We start from the raw sequence: 10,171 nt of genomic DNA, 5'->3' as shown, positions 1-10,171 counted from the left end.
CAACACTGGCGTCACTGTCAAGCCTTGCCATATTTCACAACCAGAGCGTACTTAGGGAGGCCTATCGCTAGCAGCGGCTTCCAGACTTAATTAGGACTCGTGACTGCAGGTGGGGGAAGGAAGACCACATTGATGCCGTGTTGAATGCCCATAGCTCACATAAACATAAAACCGCCCTGGCTCACCAAACAGCGTTTCGTTTTGAGGGCCCCTGCGCCGATAGCCATGGCAAGCAGGCTCCTCCTGCGAATACGCCTCCGCTTCCACAATCACGTCCCAAAGCAAGCTGCCGCCCTCTTGGCGTTTCACCAGCAGGCAACCGATGAGGTCGGGGGCGACCAGCTCAGCAGGGCGGGAGAAGATTGCCTAGGGGAACGCTGGGGGGGGGGCGTTGAGACGTGGTGGATAGGGCAATGGCTGTCTTGCTTGGATCTCACGCCACCCTGCTGACACCTGGCCATGCATTGACCAAAATTGAGGCTGCAGTACCTCGCCCACTCAAAGCGATGTCAGAAGAACAACTCAAGGCCTTCCTCGAAAAGGTCAAGACAGACACCAGCCTTCAGGAGAAGCTCAAAGCAGCGAGCAATCCTGACGCAGTAGCTGCCACGGCTAAAGAGGCTGGATTCATGATTTCTGCTGATGATTTGAACAGATCTCGATCGGAGATCTCCGAAGAAGAGCTCGAACACGTCTCTGGCGGTGGCTGCAGCCCTTGGAGCATTAATAGTGTTGGGACATTCGGGTGTTTGTAACCCTCAACAAGGATGCAAAGGCGCTGTTAGTTCAAGAACCAGGCCCAATACCTGGCACCATCGCCCGCACTTAGCGGGCTTTGTATTACCTACAGTCCTCCCAGCCGACGATTCCTAAAAAATCAGGGTGTAGCCCCACAAGCCCCCATGTCAGAAGAGCAACTCAAAGCATTCCTGGAAGCCATCAAGACGGATGCAGGGCTCCAGGAGAAGCTGAAGGCGGCAGGGGATGCGAATGCTGTTGTAGCGATTGCGAAAACTGCGGGTTTTATGATTTCTGCTGAGGAGCTGAATATCGCGCAGGTAGAGGCTTCAGAAGACGAGCTGGAGAGCGTGGCAGGGGCGGCGTGCTCGTGCAATAAAGAGCGGGGTGTTGGTTTTATACACCGCTTCGTGCTCGTGCAATAGAGTATGTGTGCTCGGTTTTATACACCGCTTAAAGCATGCATTTTATTACAATTTACCTTATCAAAACCTCTGCCATACACTGAATCCTTAGCCCTTCACACACCCTTAAAGGATCAAAATAACCCCTAGAACCTGGCACTATCGCCCACCACACATGCAGATATTGATCTGCTTTTACTGCCAACCAAATCGCATACATTTCAAACCACTGCACAGCCAGGTCCGTCAATTCTTAAGCCCTACTGAAGAGATCCTGCCCGGAGCAGGCGGAACAACCATCCATCTGCCGGTCGATCCCGAAGCGACGAGCCAGTAGCCCAGGTCCCGCTGCCACACGCTCAGGCTCACCAGGCAGGGCCACAGCCCTGAGCAACACACCATTGGCCCACTCGGCGCGATCAGTCACCACATTCACGCAGTGGTGAATGCCATAGCTCACATACACATAAAACCTCCCTGGCTCGCCAAAGAGCGTTTCGTTTTGAGGGCTCCTGCGCCGATAGCCGTGGCAGGCAGGCTCCTCCAGCGAATACGCCTCCGTTTCCACAATCACGCCCCAGAGCAACTCGCCACTCTCTTGGCGTTTCACCAACCTGCAACCAATCAGGTCGGGGGCGACCAGCTCGGCAGGGCGGCAGAAGAAGCTCTGGGGGAGGGCTGGGAAGTCTTGGGTGATGGGCTGGGTGGCTATAGGAGTGGCTTGCAGGTCTTTATTCATCCTGCTGACATCAAGCTGTGGATGACCCAAAGTGGAGGCATCACACCCACTCACAGCGCGGCAATGTCAGAAGAGCAACTCAAAGCTTTCCTGGAAGCCGTTAAAGCTGATGCTGGTCTTCAAGAGAAGCTGAAGGCAGCTGGTGATGCGGATGCGGTGGTGGCGATTGCTAAGGCTGAGGGGTTTGTGATTTCTGCTGAGGAGTTAAAGAGGGCTCAGGCAGAGGTATCAGAAGAGGAGCTTGAAGGCGTAGCTGCAGGGAGAGCTGCAGGAAATCATATTACTGCTGGGGACTGTTTCATTTCTTCAATACGCAGCTGCACTGTGATTGTGCCGGAATATTAGTTCCTATTTACGGGGGGGGGGGGGCTCTTAGCCATCCTAATCCTCTAGAGCCCCTGCAGTCGTAGGGGTTTTTTTATATTTTCAATAGACCACCAAGAGCCATCATTCAGCCTTCAATGCCTGGCACCATCGCCATCAACGCAGCCTAACTACAGCCCCATCAAGGCACTCAGTGCATCACAACAAAAACTCAAGGCACACCAAAACCATCCTCAATACTTTCTCCTAACTTCTACCCTTATTCCTTCAACACATTCACCAATAACATCGCTCTCTATCGCTATCACGGATGCCATTTGCTCTTCTAAATCTCACCGCCACCTGATGCCACTCGTCTGGGATTTGATTGAGGCGACAATCAAATGCAAAAGGCAGTTGTTGCTGCCCTGGTAAGACACGCTTTCTCTTGCTTCTGTGAGCACCTCTTGTCTCCACCAATCGCTTGAGCATCCTTGAGCCCCACAGCGACGCGCCACTCTCTTGGCGTTTCACCAACCTGCAACCAGTCAGGTCGGGGGCGACCAGCTCGGCAGGGCGGGCAAAGAAGGCTTGGGCCAGAGGAGAGAATTCAAACAAGGCGATGACCATCCCTCCATCGCATCATTTCCAGTCTTCTGGAGTGGTGACAGGAGAGCAAACTGCCGCCAGGCTGCATTTCGATCCCCATGCTCGCAGCGATGAACGCCTCAATCCAGGCACGCCGCGACTTTGTCTTTCTGGCTCTTGCAGGGCTGTTCCTCGGCACCCTGGGGATGCTCAACATCCTTGGGCTCACTCGCTTCCTCGAACTGGGACACATCGGGTCGTGGCCGATCGTGGTGGCCGTTGGCGCCTTGCCCTATCCGATCACATTTCTGTGCACGGATCTGATCAGTGAGTTGTGGGGTGAGAAGAGAGCCGGCCAGGTGGTGTGGGTTGGTCTGCTTCTCAACGGCTGGGTCGTGCTGATCCTCTGGCTGGGCGGATTGCTCCCCGGTGTTGAAGGAGCCCCGGATTCCACATTCTTCGAAATCCAGAGACTGGCCTTCGGCTCCGTCTTGGCCTCCATGGCGGCCTATCTCACGGCCCAGTTCGTGGACGTGCGCCTCTTCCACTTCTGGAAACAGTTCAGCGGCGGACGGGCTCTCTGGCTGCGCAACAACGGCTCAACCCTGGTGAGTCAGCTGGTGGACACCAGCGCTGTGGTGCTGATCAGCCACTACGCCTCCGGCGTACTCCCCGTACGCCCCGGGGAACCCGTGGCTCCCCAGCTGGTGTCATTCATCGCCAGCGGCTATCTCTTCAAGGCCATGGCTGCACTGATCGACACCATGCCCTTCGTCTGGATCACCGGCTGGCTGCGCCAGTGGCTGGCTGTGCCTCGCACAGGCAGCGAAATCGGCGGAAGTGACGATCCGATCATGCAGGGCGTGACATCGAACGCATCCCTGCCAGGCTTGAACGAAAGGATGTAATCAGATGGACGCCGCCCTCTCCGGATTCAACCTGGGTACGGTTCTGCTCTTCGGCAGTGGCCTGTTCGTGCTGGCCACCCTCTACTTCGGCACCAGGGGTGGGTACTACAACACCGATCAGTACGACGGCAACGGCACCGCCCACTGAGCGCCAGGATCAACGTCAGTCGTCAGGAAGGCATGACCCCTTCGCTCCCCGGCCCGGTGGATCATTCCGATTCCATTCGCTTGGCTCTGCAGAGCTGGCCGGATGTGGACCAGTACCTGCAAACCTGCAAAGGTGTGATCATCCCCCTGGGTTCCACCGAGCAGCACGGGCCAACCGGCGCCATTGGAACTGATGCGCTCACCGCTGAAGCCGTCGCTCTCGAACTAGGACGACGCAGCGGTGTGCTGGTCACGCCGGTTCAAGCCTTCGGCATGGCCGAGCACCACCTCGGCTTTGCCGGCACCATGAGCCTGCAACCCGCCACGCTCCTGGCGGTGCTCCACGATCTTGTGCTCTCCCTAGCCACCCATGGATTCGAGCGGATCTTGGTGGTGAATGGGCACGGAGGCAACATCGCCACCGCCAGGGCCGCCTTTGCCCAGGCCTACGGCACTGCGGCCAGCCGCGGCCTCGAGGTAGCGCCCAGGCTGCGCTGCAAGCTGTCCAACTGGTTCATGGCCGGGCCTGTGATGCGCCGCGCCAGGGAGCTCTACGGAGAACGTGAAGGGCAACACGCCACCCCCAGCGAAATCGCCGTCACCTTGCATCTGCATCGCTGCCTGCAGGAGAAGCAGCGCCCCCTGCCCGAGGCCGCACCCTGCGGGGCCATTCATGGTCCGCAGGACTTCCGCCGCCGCCACCCCGATGGCCGCATGGGATCCGATCCCTATCTCGCCAAACCTGAGCATGGTCAGGAGTTGCTGAACACAGCCGCGGAGGCGTTGCGCGAGGATCTCTGCACTTTCCTCACTGCCGCATGAGCAACATCACGGCCGACGACGTGCGCAAGGTGGCCCATCTCGCCAGGCTCGATCTGCCTGAGGACACGATCGCCACCTACACCGGACAGCTGGAACGGATCCTGGATTATGTCGACCAGCTGCAGGCCGTTGATACGGAGGGAGTGCCAGCAACCACCCGCGCTGTGGAAGTTGTCAACGTCACCCGTGAAGACACCGTCGAAGCCACCGAAGTGAGGGACGATCTGCTCAATCAAGCCCCGCTTCGGGAAGGGGATTTCTTCCGTGTCCCGAAGATTCTGGCCGAATGAGTCAGGGTGAGTGAGGCCGGCGTGGCTGGGTTTTGATGGCAATGCGGTCGACAAAACCCAACCAACCGCGCTGCAGAGCGCGGCCAGGGATAAAGCGGGCAGCGCGGCGCATCTTCCCCCTGCGGTGCTTGTGACTGCGCACCCCAACAAGGATGTCGTAGAGGAAATTGGCCCCATCCGCACGGGTTTCAAAAATGCCAAGCCGTTGCGGTGAACCTTTGGCATCCAGAAGGGGTTTGGTGGCCTCGTAGGCGGGCTTGTACTCAAACCAGGGCACCGAAGGCCAGAGATGGTGCACGAGGTGATAGTTCTGGCCCATGATCAGCCAGTTCATCAGCCTGCCTGGATAAATCCGGGCGTTCGTCCAACGATTCCGGGACGTGAAGGGACGATGCGGCAGGTAATCGAAAAAGAGCCCGAGGGTGACACCCACCATCAGGGCCGGTGCGAACCAACAGTTGAAAATGAAGGGCAGGAAATCAAAGGTGACCGCAGCAGCGACGATCGTGAAGAACACGGCACGCTCGAGGCCCCACTGCATCAGTTCCCAGCGCTTCCAGAGCTTGCGCTGAAAGAAAAAAACCTCGTGATAGAAAAATCGCGGAGCGATCAGCCACAGCGGGCCAAAGGTGCTCACGATGTGGTCGGGATCATTCTTCGGATCGTTCACATGGGCGTGGTGCTCGAGGTGCACACGGGTGAAAACCGGAAAACTGAAACCCAGCAGCAACGCCGACCCATGCCCCATCAATTGGTTCACCCAAGGCACGGGATGGGCCGATTTATGGCAAGCATCGTGAACAACGGTTCCTTCCAGGTGCAGCGCCAGAAACCCAGTGACCAACATCACCGGCAACGGCCAACCAGCTGAAAACCAGCCCCAGATGGTGAGAGCAGCCAGGGCATAACCGCCCAGAAACAAGCCCACCGTTGGATTCCAGGCCGCGGGAGGGTCAACGAACTGTTTGGGAACAGAACGCAAACGAACCTCCGCAGCAGGCATTTCAGGTTGTACGAAAGCCTGGGTCATTCAGCGAAGGAGCGTCAACTGACTGCTAAGAGCTAACAAATTAGGGAAACGGATGCCCACCGGGGGACTTGAACCCCCACGACCGAAGCCACTGGTACCTAAAACCAGCGCGTCTACCAATTCCGCCAGATGGGCAGGATCGCAACTTTAGGCAGCAGACCAGAATGGGTCGAGCCATGGACCTCGCGATGCTGGCCACCCTTGCAGGAGATCTCTGTCTGGTGTTGGGCCTGGCGGTGCTGCTGCTTCCACTTCTGGTTACGGAACTGAGCAGACCCCGCGATGGAGTTTGGGGTGCGGTGGTTCTGCTGCTTGGGCTGGTGCTGGTGACCAGCAGCGACCGCCTCCGGGGTGCACCGATGTTGGCGGTGGTTTGCGCAGGGCTGCTGATCAGCCGCCTCGGCAGCGAAGTGGCTCAGTCCCGCTGGCAGCAGCTGAGCCCCGAAGAACAACAGCGATTGAAATCCACTGAGCGCTGGTCCACCAGCCTCCAGCAACTCTCTGCCACCCTCAACGCGCTGCTGAGCAACACCGGCCAGGCCATGGGCAGCCTTAAACCCAAAGCGCCAGCGGCTGACCGCCCTGAAGGCAGCAGCCGCACGGGCAAGCGCTGGGTCAGGCCCGAACCGCAAGCCGCGGACGCCCAAGACGCCAAAGCTGAAGAGGCGAACACCGAAGCAGTGAACGCTGAAGCGCCTGATCAAAAAGAACCGGAACCGACAGCGCCTGACCAAGAAGCCGCAACCCCACCCAGCGAAGACGGATAATTCCGGTTGCAGCTGCCCCAACGTGAGCAAGGAGACCCGCGACGCCGCCGAGGGACGTCCCTCCTACAAAGACACGCTCAACCTGCTGCAAACAGGCTTTGGCATGCGTGCCAACGCGGTGAAGCGGGAGCCAGAACTGCAGGCCTTCTGGAGCGAGAACGGCATCGATGGGCAACTGGGGCTCGACAACAGCGGGCCCACCTTCACGCTTCACGACGGGCCTCCCTACGCCAACGGTGCCCTGCACATGGGCCATGCCCTGAACAAGGTGCTCAAGGATGTGATCAACAAATATCAAGTACTGCAGGGCCGCAGGGTGCGCTACGTGCCTGGCTGGGACTGCCACGGTCTGCCGATCGAACTCAAGGTGCTGCAGTCGATGGATCAGGAACAGCGCCAAGCGCTGACACCGATCAAGCTGCGCAAGAAAGCCGCTGCTTACGCCCGCAAGCAGGTGGATGGCCAGATGAAGGGCTTCCAGCGCTGGGGCATCTGGGCCGACTGGGAGCAGCCTTATCTCACGCTGCAGAAGGAGTACGAAGCCGCCCAGATCAAGGTGTTCGGCGAAATGGTGCTCAAGGGGCACATCTACAGGGGCCTGAAGCCCGTGCACTGGAGTCCCAGCTCCCGCACCGCCCTGGCCGAAGCCGAGCTGGAATACCCCGACGGCCACACCAGCCCCAGCGTGTATGTGGCTTTTCCAGCGGAAGAGCTCCCAAAGGCCCTGCGCGACACCCTCAAGGGCGATGGGATTGACCTTCCCACTGAGGCTGCTTCCCTAGGCGACGCCCTGCAGGTAGCGATCTGGACCACCACCCCTTGGACGCTTCCGGCCAACCTGGCGGTGTCCGTGAACGAACGGCTCGACTACGCCCTGGTCGACGATGGCAACGGCCGGTTGCTGGTGGTGGCAGCCGATCTGATCGAGTCGCTCTCCAAAACCCTGGAGCGCCCCCTCAAGCGTTGCGCCACGGTGAAGGGGGCTCAGCTTGCCGGACTCACCTACCGGCATCCGCTGCTGGATCGCACCAGCCCAGTGGTGATCGGCGGCGACTACATCACCACCGAATCCGGCACGGGCCTTGTGCACACCGCCCCGGGGCACGGCGTCGACGACTTCCACACCGGTCAGAAGCACGGCCTGCCCGTGCTCTGTCCGGTGGATGAAGCCGGCACCCTCACCGCAGAGGCAGGTCCTTTCGCAGGCCTGAACGTGCTCAAGGACGCCAACCCAGCGATCATCGAGGCCCTCGAGCAAGCCGGAGCACTGCTCAAGCAAGAGGCCTACGGCCACCGTTATCCCTACGACTGGCGCACCAAAAAGCCCACCATCTTCCGCGCCACGGAACAGTGGTTTGCCTCGGTGGAGGGCTTTCGCCAGCAAGCTCTTGAGGCCATCGATCAAGTGCAGTGGACCCCCGCCTCGGGCCGCAACCGAATCGAAGCGATGGTGAAGGAACGGGGGGACTGGTGCATCTCCCGCCAGCGCACCTGGGGAGTGCCGATCCCCGTGTTTTATCACCGCAGCAATGGCGAGGTGCTGCTCAACGCCGACACCCTGAGCCATATCGAGACGTTGATCGCCGCCCACGGCGGCGACGTGTGGTGGGAGAAAGACGAAGCGGATCTGCTGCCACCCGCCTACGCCGACCAGGCCGATCAATGGCGCAAGGGCACCGACACCATGGATGTGTGGTTCGACTCCGGATCTAGCTGGGCTGCCGTGTCAAGCCAGCGAGAGTCGCTCAGCTACCCCGCCGACCTCTACCTCGAGGGATCCGATCAGCACCGCGGCTGGTTCCAGAGCTCGTTGCTCACCTCCGTGGCCGTCAACGGCCATGCCCCCTACAAACGCGTTCTCACCCATGGGTTCGCCCTCGACGAGAAGGGGCGAAAGATGAGCAAATCCCTCGGCAATGTGGTCGACCCGATGGTGATCATCGAGGGAGGCAAAAACCAGAAGCAGGAGCCTCCCTACGGCGCTGATGTGCTGCGGCTCTGGGTGAGCTCGGTGGACTACTCCACCGATGTGCCCATCGGCGCCGGAATTCTGCGCCAGCTCGCGGACGTTTACCGGAAAGTGCGCAACACCAGCCGCTACCTGCTCGGCAATCTGCACGACTTCAATCCCGCCACCGATGCCATCGCGGTGGAGGACCTGCCCCTGCTGGACCGCTGGATGCTGCAGCGCACCGCCGAGGTGATGGATGAGATCACGGAAGCCTTCGAGAGCTACGAGTTTTTCCGCTTCTTCCAGCTGCTGCAGAACTTCTGCGTCACCGACCTCTCCAACTTCTACCTTGATATCGCCAAAGACCGTCTGTACGTGAGCGCTCCCGCCGACCGGCGCCGGCGCAGCTGTCAGACCGTGATGGCTTTGATCATCGAGCGCCTGGCGGGCTTGATTGCGCCTGTGCTCTGTCATATGGCTGAGGACATCTGGCAAAACCTCCCCTACGCCGTGAGCGAGGCCTCGGTCTTCCAACGGGGGTGGCCGACCGCGCCGGACCGTTGGCGCGACGCGTCCTTGAACGAACCGATGCAGCAACTGCGCGAACTGCGGACATCAGTGAACAAAGTGCTGGAAGACTGCCGCAGCCGTGGGGAGCTGGGCGCATCGCTGGAGGCAGCGGTTCGCCTTGAGGCCCACAGCCCAAGCCTGCAATCCGCTCTGCAGTGGCTCAACGAGAATGGGCAGCCCGAGGTGGATGGCCTGCGCGACTGGCTACTCGTGTCCCAGTTGCAGCTTGGAGGCGAGCCCTGGGCCGAATTGCTGGCCAGTGATGACAACGAGCTCGCCGTGATCGAAGTAGCCCTGTCTCGAGGTCAGAAGTGTGAGCGCTGTTGGCACTATGAAGGCGACATCGGCCAGAACAGTGATCACCCCGGCTTGTGTGGTCGCTGCGTGTCCGTGCTGGAACGGCGCTGATCCGGCGAAGGATGAATTCGATTCTGAGGCTACATTTCGAATTCAAGGAACTTTTCATGGCCTTCTCACGCCGCTTCAATGGCGCCCTAATTGCAGGATTTTCAATGCTTGCAGCCGCTCTAAGCGGAACACAAGCACTGGCCAATCCCACCTCTAATTACTGGCTTGTCGTCACCCTCACAAGCAACGAGCCAGACGTAGCACAAATCAGCACGAATCCTGCGCACACCAAAATTCTCAAGACACTCAACCTCACAAGAGAAACATTGGATTCTGCCGATTTGGCCACCAAACTGAGAGCAATGGCAATGGCGACAGATATTTTTTCCGAAGCCGAGTCTCTTGCCTTCAAGCCGATCCCAATGACATCAAAAACAGCCTGCGAAACTGCAGGTCAAGAGATTGTCAATCAATTCACAATCCCCTCACAAATGCTGACGGCTACACATCTCTGTATCAAGGGTTAAAAGCGCTTGGAAGGAGGTGTAACTGGGGGCTGCCAGGCT

The 10,171-nt window shown here is 59.2% G+C and carries 11 protein-coding genes, 1 tRNA gene and 3 pseudogenes; 10 read left to right on the top strand and 5 right to left on the bottom strand.

Annotated features, from left to right (window positions below; translation table 11 throughout):
- Positions 1-122: 122 nt before the first annotated feature.
- A pseudogene (locus SynPROS71_RS01995) lies at positions 123-363 on the bottom strand (DNA-3-methyladenine glycosylase); the annotation flags it as partial.
- A 143-nt stretch (positions 364-506) separates the two neighbouring features.
- Here SynPROS71_RS01995 and SynPROS71_RS01990 point away from each other — a divergent pair.
- Together SynPROS71_RS01990 and SynPROS71_RS01985 are read left to right on the top strand one after the other, a co-directional pair.
- Positions 507-755 carry a Nif11-like leader peptide family natural product precursor gene (locus SynPROS71_RS01990; RefSeq protein ID WP_186597816.1) on the top strand — a complete coding sequence of 83 codons (249 nt, stop codon included), beginning with the start codon at positions 507-509 and terminating at the stop codon, positions 753-755.
- 147 nt (positions 756-902) lie between these two features.
- Complete coding sequence (locus SynPROS71_RS01985; protein WP_186596290.1) at positions 903-1,163, top strand: Nif11-like leader peptide family natural product precursor; 261 nt, start codon at positions 903-905, stop codon at positions 1,161-1,163.
- Between the two features lie 244 nt (positions 1,164-1,407).
- Here SynPROS71_RS01985 and SynPROS71_RS01980 read toward each other — a convergent pair.
- A pseudogene (locus SynPROS71_RS01980) lies at positions 1,408-1,881 on the bottom strand (DNA-3-methyladenine glycosylase); the annotation flags it as partial.
- Between the two features lie 63 nt (positions 1,882-1,944).
- On the opposite strand from SynPROS71_RS01980, the gene SynPROS71_RS01975 reads away from it, so the two are divergent.
- Entirely contained in the window at positions 1,945-2,226 is a 282-nt protein-coding gene (locus SynPROS71_RS01975; RefSeq protein ID WP_255442292.1) for a Nif11-like leader peptide family natural product precursor, read from the top strand.
- A 255-nt stretch (positions 2,227-2,481) separates the two neighbouring features.
- Here the strand turns inward: SynPROS71_RS01975 and SynPROS71_RS13985 are convergent.
- Positions 2,482-2,703 (bottom strand): annotated as a pseudogene (locus SynPROS71_RS13985) (hypothetical protein); the annotation flags it as partial.
- Between the two features lie 200 nt (positions 2,704-2,903).
- Here SynPROS71_RS13985 and SynPROS71_RS01960 point away from each other — a divergent pair.
- From SynPROS71_RS01960 to gatC, 4 genes are read left to right on the top strand one after another with little or no spacing between them, the layout of a single operon-like run.
- Positions 2,904-3,680 (top strand): queuosine precursor transporter, encoded by a 777-nt coding sequence (locus SynPROS71_RS01960; protein WP_255442290.1) that lies wholly within the window; start codon positions 2,904-2,906, stop codon positions 3,678-3,680.
- Between the two features lie 4 nt (positions 3,681-3,684).
- Positions 3,685-3,828 (top strand): hypothetical protein, encoded by a 144-nt coding sequence (locus SynPROS71_RS01955; RefSeq protein ID WP_164498747.1) that lies wholly within the window; start codon positions 3,685-3,687, stop codon positions 3,826-3,828.
- A gap of 32 nt (positions 3,829-3,860) precedes the next feature.
- Entirely contained in the window at positions 3,861-4,649 is a 789-nt protein-coding gene (locus SynPROS71_RS01950) for a creatininase family protein (RefSeq protein ID WP_186596286.1), read from the top strand.
- On the top strand, positions 4,646-4,939 hold the full coding sequence (gene gatC, locus SynPROS71_RS01945; protein WP_186596284.1) for an Asp-tRNA(Asn)/Glu-tRNA(Gln) amidotransferase subunit GatC: 294 nt from the start codon (positions 4,646-4,648) through the stop codon (positions 4,937-4,939). Before SynPROS71_RS01950 ends, gatC begins: the two co-directional genes overlap by 4 nt.
- A 1-nt stretch (position 4,940) precedes the next feature.
- Here gatC and crtR read toward each other — a convergent pair whose 3' ends face one another.
- Together crtR and SynPROS71_RS01935 are read right to left on the bottom strand one after the other, a co-directional pair.
- Complete coding sequence (gene crtR / locus SynPROS71_RS01940; protein ID WP_186596282.1) at positions 4,941-5,969, bottom strand: beta-carotene hydroxylase; 1,029 nt, start codon at positions 5,967-5,969, stop codon at positions 4,941-4,943.
- Between the two features lie 53 nt (positions 5,970-6,022).
- Positions 6,023-6,104, bottom strand: a tRNA-Leu gene (locus SynPROS71_RS01935).
- Positions 6,105-6,157: 53 nt separating this feature from the next.
- On the opposite strand from SynPROS71_RS01935, the gene SynPROS71_RS01930 reads away from it, so the two are divergent.
- From SynPROS71_RS01930 to SynPROS71_RS01920, 3 genes are read left to right on the top strand one after another with little or no spacing between them, the layout of a single operon-like run.
- Complete coding sequence (locus tag SynPROS71_RS01930) at positions 6,158-6,736, top strand: Ycf66 family protein (RefSeq protein ID WP_186597815.1); 579 nt, start codon at positions 6,158-6,160, stop codon at positions 6,734-6,736.
- Between the two features lie 22 nt (positions 6,737-6,758).
- A complete protein-coding gene (gene ileS / locus SynPROS71_RS01925; RefSeq protein WP_186596280.1) occupies positions 6,759-9,665 on the top strand; it encodes an isoleucine--tRNA ligase in 2,907 nt (968 codons plus the stop codon).
- Between the two features lie 11 nt (positions 9,666-9,676).
- Entirely contained in the window at positions 9,677-10,132 is a 456-nt protein-coding gene (locus SynPROS71_RS01920; protein ID WP_186596277.1) for a hypothetical protein, read from the top strand.
- Positions 10,133-10,171 lie beyond the last annotated feature (39 nt).

It is taken from the genome of Synechococcus sp. PROS-7-1 (genome assembly GCF_014279795.1).
Taxonomy (GTDB): domain Bacteria; phylum Cyanobacteriota; class Cyanobacteriia; order PCC-6307; family Cyanobiaceae; genus Synechococcus_C.
Note: the sequence above shows the minus strand (reverse complement) of the source record. Positions and strands in the feature narration are given on the sequence as shown.

What these genes read in the sequence shown, in the direction of transcription:
- SynPROS71_RS01990 (WP_186597816.1), top strand. Translation starts at nt 507, where the DNA reads ATGTCAGAAGAACAACTCAAGGCCTTCCTCGAAAAGGTCAAGACAGAC.
- SynPROS71_RS01985 (WP_186596290.1), top strand. Translation starts at nt 903, where the DNA reads ATGTCAGAAGAGCAACTCAAAGCATTCCTGGAAGCCATCAAGACGGAT.
- SynPROS71_RS01975 (WP_255442292.1), top strand. Translation starts at nt 1,945, where the DNA reads ATGTCAGAAGAGCAACTCAAAGCTTTCCTGGAAGCCGTTAAAGCTGAT.
- SynPROS71_RS01960 (WP_255442290.1), top strand. Translation starts at nt 2,904, where the DNA reads ATGAACGCCTCAATCCAGGCACGCCGCGACTTTGTCTTTCTGGCTCTT.
- SynPROS71_RS01955 (WP_164498747.1), top strand. Translation starts at nt 3,685, where the DNA reads ATGGACGCCGCCCTCTCCGGATTCAACCTGGGTACGGTTCTGCTCTTC.
- SynPROS71_RS01950 (WP_186596286.1), top strand. Translation starts at nt 3,861, where the DNA reads ATGACCCCTTCGCTCCCCGGCCCGGTGGATCATTCCGATTCCATTCGC.
- gatC (WP_186596284.1), top strand. Translation starts at nt 4,646, where the DNA reads ATGAGCAACATCACGGCCGACGACGTGCGCAAGGTGGCCCATCTCGCC.
- crtR (WP_186596282.1), bottom strand. Translation starts at nt 5,969, where the DNA reads ATGACCCAGGCTTTCGTACAACCTGAAATGCCTGCTGCGGAGGTTCGT.
- SynPROS71_RS01930 (WP_186597815.1), top strand. Translation starts at nt 6,158, where the DNA reads ATGCTGGCCACCCTTGCAGGAGATCTCTGTCTGGTGTTGGGCCTGGCG.
- SynPROS71_RS01920 (WP_186596277.1), top strand. Translation starts at nt 9,677, where the DNA reads ATGAATTCGATTCTGAGGCTACATTTCGAATTCAAGGAACTTTTCATG.